The sequence below is a fragment of the Candidatus Zixiibacteriota bacterium genome (assembly GCA_018820315.1).
Taxonomy (GTDB): Bacteria; Zixibacteria; MSB-5A5; order JAABVY01; family JAHJOQ01; genus JAHJOQ01.
In genome coordinates this window covers 1-18276 of record JAHJOQ010000047.1, presented here as the reverse complement: position 1 = coordinate 18276, position 18276 = coordinate 1, and the positions used below count along the sequence as shown (strand labels likewise).

Below are 18276 nucleotides of genomic sequence, written 5' to 3'. Positions count from 1 at the left end.
GTTTCAGTCTATCACGCTCCTCCTTCGATAATCGAACGATGTACTTTTTCATCGACCACCTCCTTGTTTGCACAAATATAGCGCAAACAATTTCGGAAGTCAATGACATGCCCAATAATATCATGTTGACGGGACACTAGGACTGCCTCCTATCGCGTTAATTAGAGCATTCTCAGCGTGTCGGCTTTCCGGGCAATAGACTTTTGTCTCCTAAGTCATTGTATTATAACAAGACAGTAAATGTGGAGGTTTTGGTTGTGAGAATCTGTACACGGCTCGAAAAATGATCTTGACAAAGGAGAGTGCTGCGGGTTAATTTAAAGTGGTTCAGAACGTGATTGCTTTGGCCGAATTCTCGGGGCTTTTTGGGCAATAGCCTGCAGGGCAGATTGTGCCGGTCTGGCATTTGGCTCTTCAGGCATTTAGGGGTGTCCTTGCGAAGGCGCTTGTTACTGACTCGATTGCCGATGTGGCTCCGCGGTTTATGTCACGGCCGAGTATATAAATGAGTTCACCGGGAGTGGATCGAGAGAGAAGCGGCTGGTCGGCTGCCAGTTCGGCTTATCTTCCAGGAAGGATCTACAGGAGGTCTGTGTGGAAATCACGGAAGTCAGGGTAACACTGAGAGATGAGGACAAGCTCAAGGCTTTTGCAAACGTCACTTTCGATGATGCGTTCGTTATCCGTGGCTTGAAGATCATCAGCGGCGCTAAGGGCTTTTTTGTTTCTATGCCGTCGAGGCGAAGGCCAGACGGGTCACACCAGGATATTGCTCACCCTATTAATAGCGAAATGCGCAGGATCATTGAGCAGCGTGTACTGGATGCCTACCAGGAGAAGGTAAAAAACAGCTCAGAGCAAGATTTTAGTCATCATGGTAGCGATGATGATGTATAATATCCTGCACTGGGGTGTCGACAAGTGGTAAGTCACAAGATTTTGGATCTTGCATTCCCAGGTTCGAATCCTGGCACCCCAGCCATGAACTTGGGTTAGACGGGGCTGTAGTCCGATACTTGATCAGGTCTGATCGTAGTTGAGAATCTGAATTGGCAATTTGACGCGGGGTGAGGTGTGCCCTGTCTTGTAGCTGCTATGGTATTCGGGAGTAATGTTCGAAACAACAAGAGGCTACCTTGACTGTAACGAATAGTAACATGAGTTAAACGCGGTCGCCGGCAGTGATCCGAAGCGAAGCGGAGTGACGCGTCCTGAGCTTCGAAGGCTCCTGCCTATTTCTTCGTTACGGCTTCCGTGGACAACTGTCAGGATCTCCTCGCTGCGTTCGCACCTGCTCTTCGCTTCGAGGCTGTGTCGTAATCATCGCCATATTTGTTCGGAGGGTTGGATTCGGACGTTGTTTTCGTTAGTGACCGTGGTTTGTGTTCAAATCGTCATTGAATAGGTCAATATGTTCATGATCCTGTCAACATCGGTGTTGTATCTCAAGAAAACCACAAATCTTCCCCTCAATTCGCCAGCTTTGCGATCAGAGCGGGCACTCCTATTAGGGTGATCATGCGGGCAAGATTGAAGCAACTGGCCAGCAATGACGCTTCGGCACGTACACCATCCAAACCGCGTAGCAGAAAATGATCGGCGTTGAGATTTCGCTTTATATGGCCAAACGGCAACTCTGCTTTCTGCTTGCGAAGCTCGTAGATCGCCTGTGAATCAGGTTGTTCATATTCTGATTCAAGCCTCTCGCGAAATTCCTCATTAACGTATCGTACAATCTTGCGGCCATCCCTGCTGTTTGTAGTGCACTCGCCAAAATAGCAACACTGGCAACAAACACTCACTCCAGCCATGTAATCCTTCTTCTTCCCTTCCCTGGTATAGCGATAACTCAATGTCTGACCTGCAGGACAAATATAAACATCGTTCTCACTGTCATATTCAAACTTCGACTTGTCGAATGGCTTAGCCGGCTTTTTGCTGGCCTGACGCTTCGAAGGCACTACAAGCTTGATATCTTCACCATCTAGCTTTTCTAATTCATCGTAATTGCAGTAACCGGCATCCGCACAGACTGTCTTGCAAGGTTTATCTAACACCTCATGCGCACCTTCGACTTGATCGGAAATCTGACCCAGATCGTTATTGTCATTAACCACATCGGTATGAACGATCAATCCCTCCTTCTCATCAATAACCGACTGCATATTGTAACCGGCATGAGAACCCTGACGACCATGAATACGAACGCAATCCGGATCAGTCGTGTTAATTGAAGCTTTCTGAGCAGACTGCAACTGCTTGAGAGTATCTTGCACCTTGCGTCTCAGCGTCTGCTGATCCGAAAGCTCTTCTTGAATCGCTACCAACGATCCGATACCCGATTCCTGATCATCCGCAAGATCACATTCTGATAGAATCTCTTCGATGCGACCGTCGATCTTCTCAAGGCGTTTGAGGCAACGATCCTCAGTCCAATGATGACTCAGTGAGGCGTTAGCTCGAACCTTACTGCCGTCGACAAACAAGGTGTTGCCAGCAATCAAGTTCAGCTTAAGGCAAAGACGTGCGCATTGCTTGAGAACCTTACGCAAAGCTCCCTTATGCTTCCGGCGAAACTCCGCTATCGTCTTATGATCCGGTTTCAAACCGCCAGTCAACCAGATAAAACTCAAATTGTAATGAGTCTCCCGCTCAAGCTTGCGACTGCTGCGAATCCCGTAGGAATAACCATATACCAACAACTTCAGCATTGACCTCGGATCGTACGATGAATTGCCAACCTTGCATGAATCCAATTCGATACCTAAGTCACCAAAATCGAGAGCATCGACAAAGACGTCATATACCCGAACTGGAGCATCTGATGGTACATAATCCTCGATGCTCGCAGGGAATAGAGACTGTTCATGACGCTTGCCGTATCGATATGCCATTTCAATTCCTCTCTACGAATATTCAATGAAACACAACATATCGACTAATAATCCATACTCAACCAAAAACACTTATTGTGATACAGCCTGGAAGCTTGAGCAGTCAGGGATCCTGACCTACAGCCTACCGCAGCTGGCAATGGATCTCCGCCTTCCAGGAAAAAATCCCTGACAGCTCGGCCGGAAGAGTTTTCCTGTATGTGTTCCTTTTCTTTGCAGCGCACATCAATTAGGCTTTGACAAGAGTCGATAAATCTTGTATTTACGGCGGCCTGACGGTGGAATAAATATGGATAGAATCAGAAACTTCTCAATAATAGCTCATATTGACCATGGTAAGTCGACTTTGGCCGATCGAATGCTCGAGTTGACGCACACGGTCGAAAACCGCGACATGCATGCCCAGGTGCTCGATTCGATGGATCTCGAGCAGGAGCGGGGAATCACAATCAAGCTGCATGCCATCAGGATAGTGTATAGCGCGAAGGACGGTAAGCAGTACATGCTCAACCTGATCGACACGCCGGGACATGTCGATTTCACGTACGAGGTTTCCAGATCACTGGCTGGTTGCGAAGGGGCTCTTCTGGTTGTGGACGCATCTCAGGGAATAGAGGCTCAGACTATTTCCAATCTCTATCTTGCGATGGAACACGACCTCACGATTATCCCCGTAATCAACAAGATCGATCTTCCGCACGCCGATGTCGAAACGACCAGACGACAGATTGTCGATCTTCTCGGAGTGGATGAGGAAGAGATTCTGCTTGTCTCCGCCAAACAGGGGATAGGTATCGAAGAGGTCCTTGAGGCTATTGTGAGCAGGGTTCCACATCCGAAAGGAAATCCTGAAGCGCCGATGCGGGCGATGATTTTTGACTCTCTATTCGATATGTATCGAGGCGCGATCCCGTACATCCGGGTAGTGGATGGCGTACTCAATGTCGGTGATCAGATAGCGTTTTACAGCAACAACAAGACATTCGAAGTCGATGAACTCGGGTTTTTCCGTATGCGGAATATACCGACGAAGAAACTGTCTGCCGGTGAGGTTGGGTATGTTATTGCGTCGATCAAGATTATCTCCGACACAAAGGTCGGCGACACGGTTTTCACCGGCAAGAAGAAAGAGATCCAGCCACTTCCGGGATTCAGAGATATAAAGCCGATGGTTTACGCCGGCATTTACCCTTCTGTTGCGGAGAACTACGAGGAACTGCGGGCATCTATCGAAAAGCTCAAACTCAATGATGCCTCGTTGCTCTTCGAACCGGAGACGTCGGTCGCTCTCGGATTCGGGTTCAGGTGTGGTTTCCTTGGTCTTCTTCACATGGAGATTATCCAGGAGCGGCTGACACGCGAATATGATCTCTCTATAGTAAACACCGTTCCCAACGTCGAGTACTGCGTCAAGAAACTGTCGGGCGACCTTATCTACGTCGATAACCCGGCCTTCCTTCCGCCGAGAGCAGAGATCGACTACATCGAGGAGCCGTACGTGAACGCACTGATTATCACTCCGACCGAGTACATCGGCAATGTGATGAAACTCACACAGGAGCGTCGCGGCATATACAAGACGACGGAGTACATTGATCCGACGCGCGCCACTCTCAGCTACAGACTGCCACTTGCAGAGATAATCTTCGATTTCTACGACAGGCTGAAATCGACGACCCGCGGCTACGCTTCCCTCGACTACGATTTCTGCGGTTTTGAGCGATCTGACCTCGTAAAACTCGACATCTTGATCAACGGTGATCCGGTCGATGCTTTCTCATACATAATCCATCGCAGCAAGGCCGCGACCTGGGGCCGGAAGCTCTGCTCTAAATTGCGCGAACTCATTCCGCGCCAAATGTTTGAGGTCGTTATCCAGGCTGCTCTCGGGTCCAGGATTATTTCACGAGAAACTGTCCGGCCTCTGCGCAAGAACGTCACAGCGAAATGCTACGGAGGAGATATCACTCGCAAAAGAAAACTCCTAGAACGCCAAAAAGAGGGAAAACGGCGGATGAAACAAGTTGGTCAGGTCGAGATTCCTCAGGAAGCCTTCCTCGCGGTGTTGCAGATCGAAAAGGACTAGATTCCTACTCATATATTCTCTCCGCGTGCCGACATCATAATTGATGACAGAATTTCAATCTGACGCGGTCGCCACTATCGGCAAGACTCGCATGATGAAAAGACGCGCGCGGTATCGCGTCAAGGAATATGTTGAAGCGATTCTGATCGCGCTTGTGATAGCTTCTATTCTGCGCGTATTTGTCGTTCAGGCATACAGAGTAGAGTCGGGCTCGATGGAAGACACCATGGAAACCGGCGATTTCGTGTTTGTAAACAAGTTCATCTACCACTTCCGGAATCCGGTTCCCGGCGATGTAATCGTCTTCGAATACCCACTCAATCCGAGCAGGGATTTTATCAAGCGAGTGGTTGCTGTCGAGGGACAAATAGTCGAGATCAAGTCCAAGCAGCTTTTTGTGGACGGACAGCCAGTTCCGGATCCGGTAGGCGCCAAACACATCGATTCCAGGATCATCCCGAGCGAACTCTCGACCCGGGATCATTTCGGCCCTAAGCAAGTGCCACCGGGGCAGTATTTTGTGATGGGCGACAATCGAGATGATTCCAGAGATTCCCGCTTCTGGGGATTTGTCGATCTAAGCAAGATCAAGGGCAAATCGATGATTGTCTATTTCTCATGGAAGGACGACCCGAACGCTCCCGAATGGTCATCGCCATACATCGACAAGATAGTGACAATCCCATTCTACAATCTTATCAATTTTCCTTCAAGAGTCGGCTGGTCGAGGCTGTTCAAGACCTTCTGATCAGGATTCCTGAATTCGCTCGCTGATTATCATTCCTCCGTATCCGTAGCCGCGCGATAACTTTCAATCATCATATAAACATAACATGCGATCGTGATCAGATTGAGTAAGACGAATACGATCGTCTTCGGTAGTTGCAAAGAACCACCTGTGTCATCTGCAGCCTGTGTGAGATAGCTGCCTGTTTCGATCGTAGTGATCGATCCAAGGATTGCGAGGGGCGCCAGAAACCGCCCTGAGTATCGTAAGCGCGTCACAAGAGCGTGAATCAAGAATATCAACATCATCGGAAGATAGAAGGAGTAGGTCTTTGTGCTGACAGTCATGAATAGCAGACTGATTAATGCAATGAACGCAGATGATGTATTGAATCTGTTGACGTTGGCTGCTGCGCGGGTTGTTACGAATTTGAACGCGAAGAAACTAAACAGAATGACAAATGCAAGGAGCGGAAAGATATTGCCGAATGTGCTTCCAGCAAGGCCAGGGCGAACAAGTGAGATGACAAACAGTAGATTCCCTTCGGTGTACCTACCGAATTCTTTCTTAATCGGCATTAAGGTATCGAATCCTGCGGCAGTGAGTGCCAGAAGCAGGATCAGTGTGATTGCTACCGGTATTGACCGCATTAGCCAATTGCGGCGGTCGTAGAGTATTACCGCCGGCCATGAGAGCACGGCGAGAAGTTTTGAACACAGCAGGCCAAGCCCGCAGGCGACTCCTGACAGCGCGTGTTTTCCCCTTTCGGCGAGAATGAGACCGAGCATAGCGAACAATGCGATTATGGAGCCATTGTAGCCCACAAGCCCGATCCAGTAGAATGATATCGGGGAGAAGAGATAGAGAAAAGCGACTCTCCAGCCGTCGACTGGATCAGATAAACGGCTTCGCTTCAGATATAGGATTAACATCGCTGTTTCGATGACGAGCATTGTCAGAACAATCGATCCGACAGATTGCCAGATCATAACCGGGATTGCAAGCAATGCCGAAAACAACGGAGAGTAACTGGTGACGAAGTCCCTGTATGGCAGTTCCCCGGAGATGAGCTTCAGTGTCTCCGGCAGATAAACCTGCACTGCATCGGAGCGGGCATTCATCTCCGGCCATAAGATGTAAATCCCAAGACAAAGAACGAATCTGATCGGGATTATTGCAGTGACCGATGCTCGAAGAGCCTTCTGCTCCCAGCTTCTTTCTCTAGCATACGTGGCAAATAAAACAGACCCAATCGCGAGAAGAGTACAGAATGCTACTTTTATCAGCGAGATATCAGCCATTCATCGCCGCCTTACCCGTTTGAATTCCGGCAACTCCACTTTGCGACCAGCAGATGTCCTAAACAGTCAGGCTTCTGCCGAGATCGAATGCTTTGTGCATGATGTCCGGATCATCTTTTGCCGCGCCCGCTGCCCAGCTCTCGTGCGAATAGCAGAGTGAATCGAAAAACTTCACGCCTGTCCAAATCAAGAACCCTTTGATCACAGTCATTGCACAGTCATATTTTTGTCTCGGACCGCCTACCAGAACTATTATTCCGCGTCTTTCTTTCCAGACTCTCTTTTCGAGAAAATGCTCTCCGGATGGTGATTGTCTCAATGGTCGATAGCAGTTGCAGCGGTCGATGAACAGTTTCAGTTGGGCCGAGACAGTATCGAAATACACTGGCGTCGCTGCTACTACTGCATCGCAGATACTAAACTTTTTGTAAACCGGGTAGAGGTCGTCATGGTAAATGCAGAGATCATCGTCTTCTCGTACACCACATGACTGGCACGGCTTGATGACAAGATCGTTCAGGAAGACAGTCTCGTGCGACCATCCATCTTGAGCGGCGCCATCAGCAATTCGCTCAGAGAGCACATCTGTAGTCGATCCTCGAATCGGCGAGCCGTTCAGGATCAGCAGTCTATTCTTCGAGGTCGAATTCGTCATATTGTCTCAATAGCTCGTCAAGCTCAGCTTCGATCTGTTGCTTGGATTTCTGGAGTTCGGCGAGTCTTTCCCAATCGCTCTGTATCGACTCATCTTCAAGCATGTCGAGGATGGCGAGCATCTTCTGCTCCTTCTTCTGGATGTCATCCTCAAGCTTCTCGAATTGTTTGCGAACCCGGCGCTTCTCCTTGAGGTCTTTCCATTCGTTGAGTCGAGCCTCTTTTTCGATCATTCGTTCCTCGATGTCAGTCTCTGTACGGACAGCCGTATCCTGAGCTTCCCTCAGCCTCACATACTCGGAGTAGTTTCCGTCGATGACTCTCAGTGACCCATTTTCGAGCGCGAAGATCTTCGACACAGTTTTATCGAGAAAGAATCTGTCATGTGACACGATGAGAGCCGCGCCATCATATTCAGCGAGTGCCTCTTCAAGCCGTTCGCTTGACGGGATATCGAGATGATTGGTTGGCTCATCGAGAATCAGGAAATTTGCAGGCAGCAGGAATATTTTAGCGAGAGCAAGCCTGCTTTTCTCGCCACCAGAGAGCGCCGACACACTCTTGAAAACATCTTCGCCGGAGAAGAGATATCGTCCGAGATAGCTCCGCAATTCGCCTGCTTCGGCAAGCGGTTTCTCCTCCCAGATCGAATCGAGCACCGTGTCGTCAGTAGCAATAATCGAAAGCTCCTGATCGAAGTACGCAGGCTTTACATTTCCGCCGATCGTGAACTCACCGTCATCCGGCTCCAGTTCGCCGGTGATGATCTTCACCAGCGTCGATTTGCCGCTGCCGTTAGGACCTATCAGGCCGATTTTCTCACCGCGTTCGATTTCAAACGAGATGTCGGAGAATATCGTGCGGCCAACGAATGACTTCGAAAGTCCATTCACTTCGAGGAGTTTCCTGTAGCTGCGTCCCGAGGATTCGATTCGCAACGTGGCGGCTTTGCCATCCGTTTCCGGAGATGTGAGTCGCTTGATTTTGGAGAGCATTGTTCTCCGTGACTGAGCCTGTTTGGTCTTCTGCCCTGCGATATTGCGATGAATGAAATCCTCGATCCGCAGTATCTCTTCTTTCTGTCGCTGATATAGCTTGGACTGCTGTTCCTGCCTTGCCTTACGTTCTTTGAGATAGAAATCGAAATTGCCGGCATATTCTTCGATGCGATCCGGTCTGAAATCGAGCGTCAGCTTTGTCGTGCGATTAAGGAATAATCTGTCGTGCGAGACGATTATCACAGCGGCATCGAGCTCTATCAGATATGATTCGAGCCATTCGGTTGAACTGATATCGAGATGATTCGTAGGCTCGTCGAGAAGCAGGATATCGGGCAGCGACAGCAGCAGTTTTGCGAGATATGCGCGACTCTTCTCGCCTCCGGAAAAAAGGTTGAGCGGTTTTTGGAATTCTTCCTCGAGAAATCCGAGGCCGGTCAGCACGTCCTCTATTCGAGATTGATAGGTGAACCCGCCTTCACGTTCAAACCGTTCCTGAAGGTGTCCGTACTCGGTAAGGATGGCCTTGTCGGCACCAGACGCTATGATTAATTCGAGTTCTTCGATGCGTTTCTTCATGCCGATGAGATGGCTGAAGGCATCGGTCACTTCATCGAGCAGGGTCAAGCTCTTGTCGAGTCGAACCTCCTGGGGGAGATATCCGATCCGTACTCCCTTTGCTCTGGCAAGTTCTCCCGCGTCGGCAGAAAGCTCTCCGAGGAGAATCCGAAAGAGCGTCGTCTTGCCGATGCCATTGCGTCCGATCAAGCCGATTTTGTCACCGGTCTTCACCTGCAGGCTTATTCCGGTAAAAATATCAATCCCGGCAAATGACTTCGAGATCTTATGTAGAGTGGCAAGTATCACAATATGGGGAATTTACGACAGATAGGGGACTTGTCAACTCTATTGACTAATTCTGGGTGTCGGTCGGCCGATTTCCGGATCGGGCTATGACCATTTCGGCAGCGAGCAATGCGAGGGCTATCAGCAGAAACGGTCTCCAGATCTCCTGCCCGAAGCGGTTCTGCCGGATGACTTCGAGGAAGCCATCATCTTCCGTTTCGAGTATTTCCGGATCGAGAAATGCGAGCTCGCCGGAAACTGTACCGGGATCGATATACCGCTGGATCGTCTCGTCAACAGGCACGTTCACGGCGAATTGATCTGCGATATTGTCACCAGCCGCAATTGTGTATATACCGGGTGGATCGGCATCTGTTATCGACAGATAGGCAGACTTACCGGAAAAATTCGGTGTAACATAGCTGCGAGCGCCATCCGGTGCGATCAACTCAAGCTGCTGATCATGTGCGAGATCAGACAGGTTTCGCTCAACGATATCACCCGAATGATACCGCTCCACAACTCTGGTCATGTCGGCCACAAGATATTCTATTGCCCGGTTGACAAAGGTTACGAAGAGCGGGTGTTGCACAAGCTCATTCGATTTCAGTCGCAGATCGCTTGCAAACATCACTGCACGACCCTGTCCCCAGTCAGACTCAACGATTGCGGGAGTACCTGTTGAATACCATCCGAGCACTTTTGTCGATGTCGAGGGCTTCATTTTGACAATGTCTTTGAACTTGATTTTCGGAAGGTTCTCCTTCTCAATCTCCGAATATCGCGAGAAGATGGGGTGAGAAAGCGCCAGCCGTTCCAGAGAAAAATAGCCGGTCTGATTTTCGATTAACTCCGGTCCGATCAGATCGACTCCGAAGTACTTCTTCGCGATTCTCGAACCATAGAATTTCATATCCCCTTCCGGGGGAAGAAATATCAGCAATCTTCCGCCTGACGCTGCGAAATTGTCTATTGCAGAAAACCCCGCTTCAGAGAGGTACTTCATGCCATTCAGCACTATGCAATCATATGAGAAGAGGTCTTCACCGGAGAGCGATGACAGCCCGATGGAATTCAGGACAATCTGTGTCGGTGTGTCGGATTGGGGTTTCACTGCCAACTTGAAATAAAGATTGTCCGACTCGTTTTCTCCGACCACGAGGACTTTTAGCTGCTCCGGGATGCTTAGAGTGAAATACAGCTTGTTGTCCGCGATTATTGCGTCATCCGGCAGCTCGATATATCCGTCATGCAATCCGGCACTGGTAAACGAGTGTGCGAACACAATCTCATTCTTTGCTAAGGCGGGAATATCGCAGTCGGACTGGCTCACCCTTGCGCCATCGACATAGAGACTGGCCAGCAAACCGGCAGCCCTTTTCTGAACATCGTTTGCTAATCCGACCTTAATTTCGACGGGACGATTCGGATAAATCAGCTGTCTTCCGAAGTCGATGCTGGTCACTCTCAAGTTGTCCGGCTCGGGATCGACTATTGGAACGAGATACAGGCGAGTCCCATCCGGAGTTGTCTGAAATGCTGTGCCCGCGAAATCGCCCCAGCCTGTCTCTGCAAAGTCGGAGATTATGTAAATCTCGCGATTGAGGTTTCTGGAGCCTTCCATCAGTTCGAAAACATCGGCGAGGGTGCTCTGTGCGTCTGTTGCGCGGTTAGACAAAGCTGCCTGCCGAATCAGTCTCTCGGTTACGGTATAGTCCAGTGCGAATCCATCAGTGACAGGGCTCAAGTCCGTATTGAATGTAGCCACCAAAACTTCATCGCCTTCACTGAAGGCGCCGAGCAGTTCAGCAGCAAAATCACGTCCTGACTCGAATAGGGAACCATCCCGAGTCTCCGCAGACATGGACAGCGAATTGTCCAGGAGGATGACGGCAGACGTCTTGGCTGCAGATCCCAAACCAGCGGAGAATCCTCCCTGGATCGTCGGCCGCGCAAAAGCCGCTACGATAACCAATATGATCAGCATTCTGAGCAGAAGAAGCAGAAGCTGTCTGATCCTCAGCTTCCTCATACGGGTCTTCTGAAGATTCTTCAGGTACTTGAGAGATGAAAAGTAGACCAGCTTGACGCGCTGACGATTTAGCAAATGAATCAGAATAGGTACCGCGGCAAACAGACCGAAGAACAGAAGAAGACTGTTAAGAAAACCCATCGAAAGCAGCTATCGTTTCAACGTGAACGGTTTGGATATGTATTTGTCGGCTTCCTCACGGAACAGATATCCGCCGGGAGCTGATTTTGTCAGATTGTAAGACTCAATCGCAGCGGTTCTGTTTCCCAGCAAGTCATAAGCCTCGCCGAGAGCCAATGCCATCCTGCCAATATAGAATAGCCTCTCTTCGACGAAAATTGCGAATTCGAGATGTTCGATAGCAGCTTCAGGTTGACCGAGTTGCAGGAATGCCTCACCGGCTCGCATAATAGCCGCTGGCTTTGGATCGCCTCCTACCATAATGACTTTGGATCCATTCAGTGCCGAAGCAAAATAGACACTTGCAGAATCTTCGTCGTTGAGCTCGCGCAGGCAGAGACCAATCCCGATTTGTGCATCGATTACAACACCGAGATCTTCGGATTCAGCGGCGGCTTTGTGATAGTACTCCAAAGCCTTGTCCAGATCGCCAAGATGATGATATATCCTGCCTGTCTTATAGTACGCTACTCCCTCAGTCGAATCTTGTAGAATAGCTTTGCCATACCACGTGAGGGCGGAGTCGAGCTTGCCGTTCATCAGGAGCATGTTTGCGTAAGTGAGAACATCGGTCACTTTGACACTATCCTCCCGAAGAACCTTGCCGAAGTACTCCTGAGCGTTTTCGTAATCCCCGAGCAAATAGAAGTAATTGCCGATTTCCAGCATCTGCTCTCTGTCTCCGCCGGTCGCTTTGAACCGGATCAACAGCAGCCTGTTCGCCTCTTCATAGTCTCTCAAGTGAGACAATCGCTGCGCGTGATATCGAAACAACCGGTTATCTATTTTCAAGGTGTTCAGATATTGCTCCCATTCACCAACCAACCAGTCGGCGGATATGTCATAGACACTTGCAAGATCGCTGGCCGCAGTCAAATCAGTCGAGATATCCCAGAATTCCTTGAATTTGGTGATACCGTATCGGCTGACCAAATAGTTGCAGAAGGATCCTGCTGCCTGCCGCATCACTTCTCTGTCCGGGAAAGCAAGAAACGCCTCCGAGTTGAAGTACTTTCTCAGATCCGGCAGAGAATGCTTGCCCAAGTATTCCTTGAGATAGAAGTCATTGAAATCTGCGAAAGCACCGATACCTTCCGCGAAAAACCTCGGAGCATATCCCCAGTAGCGATAGAACTTCAACATGTTAACCGGCAATGAAGAGACATGCTTCTCATCGTGATTGTAAATCGCCATCACGTTGTCTTTGACAGGGTCGATTGCGAAGTCGTAATATTTGTCGAAATGAACCGACGTCGGCCTGCACGGCAGGATGAAGAAACTGGTCGGTTGCGGATCATCGAACCTGCAGAGTCTGTCAAGCGCCCTGCCTTCCTCTTCAAGGTAAGCGCGCAGTCCGTTCCAGTGATAATCGCCGAGCGACTCCGGCACGTAGTATATCTGGAAATGGGGCGCAGGATCTGAGAGGAACGCCGTAGTATCGGTAACATCGTGCTGACATTCTCTCTCGATTTCGCAGATAGCGAGTGGCGTAACCGATGCGCGATAGAGCGACTTGTTCCTGACTATCACAGAGTCGATAATGATCGGGAGTCCGTAGGGAACAATATACGATGCGAAGAACCGCTTCGTGCCGGGGCCGGACGTGATCATCTCGATCCTGAGATTCACCGCCTCATCCGATACTGAAAGAAGTTCGAGATCAAACACGAGATTTCCCAACTGTACGGTGAGAGCGCCATCATCAGGTACTGATGCTGTATCCGATACTACACGAGTCGCCTGCTTGTCATCCACTTTCTGCAGCAGTGATAGCTCGACACTGACCCTGTTGCCCGCCTGGGCAATGTGAGCCGGGAAGACAATACCGATTGCAAGTGCAAGTATCAGATACGCTAGTCTGTTCATTTCAATAATCCCATCACACATCATACATCGTTAATGGACTATTTGTTTCAGCAGCCATTTCTGGCGATCAGTCGGCCATTATCCCATGACGCCAGAATACAACATGTGTCAACACTTGCTGCGAAATCAATATCTGATCCGAATCCGATAGATGCCAAATATCGACCATGATCACATTGGCGCAAAGCACCGGCAAGGTTATCCCGATGAGCTTCATAGAGTTTCAGAGCCACCGAGGCGGCATCGTTTGCCATATTAGCCTGATCGCCGAGCTTAGACAGGATCATCCCACCACAGAGCGCATCCTCGAGCGAGAACTTCGACTCTTTACCGGAACATATGATTGCCGTGTCAATGCCGTCGCATTTGATTTGGTCCACTACGGTGGATATGTTCACAAAGGATGCGGCATAGCACGAATCACCACCCGATCCGAGAACCATGGCTTTGGACCCATTGGTCGAAGCGAGGATGATGATTTTGTCTCTTACGATATCCTCCGTAAATTCGAACGGAGAATTTCCGAGATCGAAACCGTCGATCTTGTGGCCGTCGCGCTCACCGGCGAGCAGCACTACTTCACGGTCGAGATTGGCAGCCAGCATTGAAGCGTCACCGATCGTCTTCACCGGTATGATCTCGCGGCATCCCGCTGCGAATGCCGAGCATACGACGGTGCAGGCACGCAGGACATCGATTATGACCACTGTCTTGCCGGAAAGATCGCTCTCCGCGAGACCGGAATGCGTGAAATAGAGTTCTACCTTCATATATTATTACCTGTGTGAACCCTCTTTGTAGAATGGTGGCTTGACGACAATCGCGGGGACTTCTTTTCCTCGAATCAAAATCGCAAGCCCTCTTCCGATCTTCGAAAATTCGCGCGTCACGTAGCCGAGTCCGATACCCTTCTGAATGCTGGGCGAGAATCCACCCGATGTTACGGTCCCGATTTCGGAACCTTCGCCGATTATAACGTAGTCCTTGCGGGGAATCGCCTTCTCGAGCATCTCGAAAGCCACAAGCTTCGATTCCGGCTTGTTGGTCCTGACTGATTCAATGTTGTCGCGCCCAATGAAATCGCCCTTATCCAGCTTGACAATCCAACCAAGACCAGCCGAAATTGGATCGGTGGTCTTGTCGATATCGTTGCCGTAGAGCATGTATTTCATTTCGAGTCTGAGCGAGTCGCGCGCGCCGAGACCGATCGGTCCCATCTCGAACTCTCGACCAGCATCGATCACTTTAGCCCACACATCCGCGCAATTGTCCGCGGGAACATACAGTTCGAAACCATCCTCGCCAGTGTATCCGGTTCGTGAGAACAGCATCTCATGCCCGCCAATGTCGGCTGTCGCTGCCCAGTAGAACGGCAGCGAGTCGAGATCGAATGCGGTCAGCTTCGCCAGAACTTTCTGGGCTTTGCGACCCTGGATCGCGATCAGTCCGTAATCATCGGAGTCGTTTTCGAGTTTCACGTCTCCCGACAGATTCTGCTTAAGCCATGCGAAATCCTTATCGAGACAGGCCGCATTGACCACCAGCATATAGCGATCCGGCAATCGATACACCAGAAGATCGTCAACAATTCCGCCATCAGGGTAACACATACAGCTATACTGAATCTGCCACTCCAGCAGAGCCGAGACATCGTTGACGGTCACCTTTTGAAGAAAGCTCTCCGCATCCTTGCCGGACACGAAAAACTCACCCATGTGCGACAGATCGAAAATGCCGACTTTCTCTCGTACCAGAAGGTGCTCGGCGTTGATTGAGTTGTAGAGGACCGGCATACGAAACCCGGCAAAATCTACCATCTTAGCTTTCAGCGCGACATGCTTGTCGAACAATGGTGTTTTTTTTGATTCGCTCCCGTCGCTGTCCATCTCAACCTCGGTTCTTCGTGTGGTTCAGCAATCCTCCGGAGCAGAGAATCTCGACCTGGCGTGCCGAGAGATCATAGGTCGCCATGAATTCGTACCCCTGAGTCTCATTCTTGATCGTGAGATCAGCGCCTTTTTTCAAAGTCTCCGGTACGTTGTCGATTCGTAGCATGTCATCCTGCTTGATCTTCTCGTAGTCGTCTACGTTCGCAAACTGCAGCGGCAGGATTCCGAAATTGACAAGGTTGGTCTTGTGAATTCTCGCGAATGACTTCGCCAGCACAAACTGGAATCCGAGATACATCGGTGCGAGAGCTGCGTGTTCGCGGGATGATCCCTGACCGTAGTTGTCGCCGCCGATAACGGCAGAGGCTTTCGCCTCTTTGGCGCGTGTCGCGAATGTTTCATCGACATAGAAATAGACAAATTCCGAGATCTTGGGAATATTTGACCTGAACGGGAGAATCTTCGCGCCCGCCGGCATGATATGATCCGTGGTGATATTGTCGCCGAGCACCAGAAGCACCTTGCTTGTTATAGAATTGGGCATCGGTCCGCGCGTCGGAAGCGGCGCAATGTTCGGTCCGCGCCTGACTTCGACAGTCTCAGGCTTCTTTGATGGCTTAAGGACACTCCTGTCATCGATCATAAATTTCTTCGGAGTACGCAATGTTGGAAATTTCCCCAACTTACGTGGATCGGTGATCTTGCCCTTGATCGCGGTTGCGACACAGGTCTCCGGTGATGCGAGATACACCTGACCATCCTTCGTGCCGGACCTTCCAACGAAATTACGATTAAAGCTCCTCACAGAGACGCCCCCCGATGGCGGCGACTGTCCCATGCCGATGCAGGGTCCGCAGGCGGACTCGAGAATTCTCGCGCCCGCAGCAATCATGTTTGTCAATGCTCCACTGTCGGAAGCCATTCTGAATACCTGCTTTGATCCGGGCGAGATTGTGAGAGACACCTTTGGGGATACAGCTTTCTCTTTCAGAACCGCACCAACGAGAGAGAGGTCTTTCAGCGAGGAATTCGTGCACGATCCGATGCAGACCTGGTTCACCGGTGTTCCGGCAACTTTGCTGACCGGGACGACGTTGTCCGGTGAGTGTGGCTGTGCGATCATCGGTTCGAGCTTGTTCAGATCAATCTCGACGAGCTTGTCGTAGACCGCGTCCTCATCCGGACCCATCTCTTTGAATGCCTTCGCGCGATCCTGCGATTCTAAGAACTGCTTTGTCATTTTGTCGGATGGGAAGAGTGATGTCGTTGCGCCGAGTTCAGCGCCCATATTCGTGATTGTCGCTCTTTCCGGAACAGAAAGAGTCGCGACGCCGGAACCGTGATATTCGATGATATTGCCGACTCCGCCCTTGACGGAGAGAATCTCTAAAACCTTGAGGATTATATCTTTAGCCGATACCCACGGCTTGAGTTTGCCGGTAAGTTTAACTCCCACGACTTTCGGGCAGGGGAGATAGAATGGTCCGCCACCCATTGCGACTGCGACATCGAGCCCACCGGCGCCCATGGCGATCATGCCGAGTCCGCCTGCGGTTGGGGTGTGAGAATCTGATCCGAGAAGGGTCTTACCCGGAACCGCGAATCTCTCCAGATGCACCTGATGGCAGATGCCATTGCCGGGACGTGAGAAGTGAATGCCGTATTTCGAGGCGACGGTCTGCAGATAGAGATGGTCGTCGGCATTCTCGAAACCGCTCTGCAGCGTGTTGTGATCGACATAGGATACCGACAGTTCGGTCTTGACCTTCTCGAGGCCGAGCGCCTCGAACTGAAGGTAAGCCATTGTACCGGTTGCGTCTTGTGTCAAAGTCTGATCGATCTTGATGCCGATTTCCTTGCCCGGTATGAGCTCCCCATCGACAAGGTGTTTTGTCAGGATTTTATATGCAAGTGTTTGAGCCATCGTAACCTCCTTGGCGTGAAATCACACAGAATCATGACGCCCATAATGGTTCTTGCGCTCGAAAATGTCAATCGGTTTCTGGGGGAACCTGCACGCTGTTAGAACCTGCGGAAGTGGCGTTTCAGGCCAATGCCGGTGAATACGATCATGGTAACCAGCATTACTGTATTGAGGAGTGTCAGTCCGATGTCCAGAATTCCCGAATCCGCAGGCCTTAATAAAGGGATTTGACTTGATACATAGGATACGGGGATGAAACGCTGGAGTGTTATCAGAATTGCATAGCAGAAATGGTGAAATAAGCAGCCAAAGTCTGGCAATGACAGTCTCAAATCATAGTTAATCGTACCCATAGAGGGGACTTGAATGCCCGCGAAGAGATTCAACACGGCGAATATGACGACAAAGGTACATAGCCACAGGAAACTCCAAAGAGGCTTCTCACCATAACCGGCGAGAAACTTGTATGTTGAATATGTCAACCAGCGAAGATAACAGACTGCCACCCTGGACAAATTGTCGCGATTTACGTGTTCACTGGTACACTGCTCATGGTGCCAGCGCCTTCGCATCTCGAATTCATTGAAGTAGAACCCACTTGCGAGTCCGTAGTCCTTTCCTCTATCCGCAGCAGCTTTGAATCTACGATACAGATCTGCTACGTTCCAACGACTACAAAGCAACTCAGCGTGATAGCGCTTGGTAAGCTTCGCCTTAGACCTCCCCACTGCTCCCACTGGAGATATTGTCAAGAGTTGTGGATGATTGTTTTGATAGTATCCTCAAGTTCTCCAGTTATGCAGCTTCCTTTATTTCTCCATCAACGAACTTAACACCTTCAATGACTTTGGTAATGAGTTTATGGGCATTGATTCGTCG

General features: G+C 50.1%; 13 protein-coding genes and 1 tRNA gene. 4 read left to right on the top strand and 10 right to left on the bottom strand.

Annotated elements, in window-relative coordinates:
- Positions 1-594: 594 nt before the first annotated feature.
- Together spoVG and KKH67_04225 are read left to right on the top strand one after the other, a co-directional pair.
- A complete protein-coding gene (spoVG, locus tag KKH67_04230; GenBank protein ID MBU1318385.1) occupies positions 595-897 on the top strand; it encodes a septation regulator SpoVG in 303 nt (100 codons plus the stop codon).
- A gap of 10 nt (positions 898-907) precedes the next feature.
- Positions 908-982, top strand: a tRNA-Gln gene (locus KKH67_04225).
- A gap of 487 nt (positions 983-1469) precedes the next feature.
- Here KKH67_04225 and KKH67_04220 read toward each other — a convergent pair.
- On the bottom strand, positions 1470-2894 hold the full coding sequence (locus KKH67_04220; protein MBU1318384.1) for an IS1182 family transposase: 1425 nt from the start codon (positions 2892-2894) through the stop codon (positions 1470-1472).
- 289 nt (positions 2895-3183) lie between these two features.
- On the opposite strand from KKH67_04220, the gene lepA reads away from it, so the two are divergent.
- On the top strand, positions 3184-4980 hold the full coding sequence (lepA, locus tag KKH67_04215) for a translation elongation factor 4 (GenBank protein ID MBU1318383.1): 1797 nt from the start codon (positions 3184-3186) through the stop codon (positions 4978-4980).
- 91 nt (positions 4981-5071) lie between these two features.
- A complete protein-coding gene (gene lepB / locus KKH67_04210; protein ID MBU1318382.1) occupies positions 5072-5728 on the top strand; it encodes a signal peptidase I in 657 nt (218 codons plus the stop codon).
- Between the two features lie 29 nt (positions 5729-5757).
- On the opposite strand, the gene KKH67_04205 is transcribed toward lepB, so the two are convergent.
- From KKH67_04205 to KKH67_04165, 9 genes are all read right to left on the bottom strand, one after another.
- Positions 5758-7008 carry a hypothetical protein gene (locus KKH67_04205; protein MBU1318381.1) on the bottom strand — a complete coding sequence of 417 codons (1251 nt, stop codon included), beginning with the start codon at positions 7006-7008 and terminating at the stop codon, positions 5758-5760.
- 58 nt (positions 7009-7066) lie between these two features.
- Positions 7067-7663: a flavodoxin family protein gene (locus KKH67_04200; GenBank protein MBU1318380.1), complete on the bottom strand. Its 597-nt coding sequence runs from the start codon at positions 7661-7663 to the stop codon at positions 7067-7069.
- Positions 7638-9452, bottom strand: a complete 1815-nt coding sequence (locus KKH67_04195; GenBank protein MBU1318379.1) for an ABC-F family ATP-binding cassette domain-containing protein — start codon at positions 9450-9452, stop codon at positions 7638-7640. Before KKH67_04195 ends, KKH67_04200 begins: the two co-directional genes overlap by 26 nt.
- Before the next feature lie 121 nt (positions 9453-9573).
- Entirely contained in the window at positions 9574-11679 is a 2106-nt protein-coding gene (locus KKH67_04190; GenBank protein ID MBU1318378.1) for a BatA and WFA domain-containing protein, read from the bottom strand.
- A 9-nt stretch (positions 11680-11688) separates the two neighbouring features.
- Positions 11689-13584 (bottom strand): tetratricopeptide repeat protein, encoded by a 1896-nt coding sequence (locus tag KKH67_04185; protein ID MBU1318377.1) that lies wholly within the window; start codon positions 13582-13584, stop codon positions 11689-11691.
- Between the two features lie 47 nt (positions 13585-13631).
- Entirely contained in the window at positions 13632-14354 is a 723-nt protein-coding gene (locus tag KKH67_04180) for a 2-phosphosulfolactate phosphatase (GenBank protein ID MBU1318376.1), read from the bottom strand.
- Positions 14355-14360: 6 nt separating this feature from the next.
- Positions 14361-15470, bottom strand: coding sequence for a glycine cleavage system aminomethyltransferase GcvT (gcvT, locus tag KKH67_04175; protein MBU1318375.1), 1110 nt, complete (start codon positions 15468-15470; stop codon positions 14361-14363).
- 1 nt (position 15471) lies between these two features.
- Positions 15472-17397 (bottom strand): aconitate hydratase, encoded by a 1926-nt coding sequence (locus tag KKH67_04170; GenBank protein MBU1318374.1) that lies wholly within the window; start codon positions 17395-17397, stop codon positions 15472-15474.
- A gap of 98 nt (positions 17398-17495) precedes the next feature.
- Entirely contained in the window at positions 17496-18125 is a 630-nt protein-coding gene (locus KKH67_04165) for a hypothetical protein (protein ID MBU1318373.1), read from the bottom strand.
- Positions 18126-18276: the final 151 nt, after the last annotated feature.

What these genes read in the sequence shown, in the direction of transcription:
- lepB (MBU1318382.1), top strand. Translation starts at nt 5,072, where the DNA reads ATGATGAAAAGACGCGCGCGGTATCGCGTCAAGGAATATGTTGAAGCG.
- KKH67_04190 (MBU1318378.1), bottom strand. Translation starts at nt 11,679, where the DNA reads ATGGGTTTTCTTAACAGTCTTCTTCTGTTCTTCGGTCTGTTTGCCGCG.
- KKH67_04200 (MBU1318380.1), bottom strand. Translation starts at nt 7,663, where the DNA reads ATGACGAATTCGACCTCGAAGAATAGACTGCTGATCCTGAACGGCTCG.
- KKH67_04220 (MBU1318384.1), bottom strand. Translation starts at nt 2,894, where the DNA reads ATGGCATATCGATACGGCAAGCGTCATGAACAGTCTCTATTCCCTGCG.
- lepA (MBU1318383.1), top strand. Translation starts at nt 3,184, where the DNA reads ATGGATAGAATCAGAAACTTCTCAATAATAGCTCATATTGACCATGGT.
- KKH67_04205 (MBU1318381.1), bottom strand. Translation starts at nt 7,008, where the DNA reads ATGGCTGATATCTCGCTGATAAAAGTAGCATTCTGTACTCTTCTCGCG.
- KKH67_04170 (MBU1318374.1), bottom strand. Translation starts at nt 17,397, where the DNA reads ATGGCTCAAACACTTGCATATAAAATCCTGACAAAACACCTTGTCGAT.
- KKH67_04185 (MBU1318377.1), bottom strand. Translation starts at nt 13,584, where the DNA reads ATGAACAGACTAGCGTATCTGATACTTGCACTTGCAATCGGTATTGTC.
- gcvT (MBU1318375.1), bottom strand. Translation starts at nt 15,470, where the DNA reads ATGGACAGCGACGGGAGCGAATCAAAAAAAACACCATTGTTCGACAAG.
- KKH67_04180 (MBU1318376.1), bottom strand. Translation starts at nt 14,354, where the DNA reads ATGAAGGTAGAACTCTATTTCACGCATTCCGGTCTCGCGGAGAGCGAT.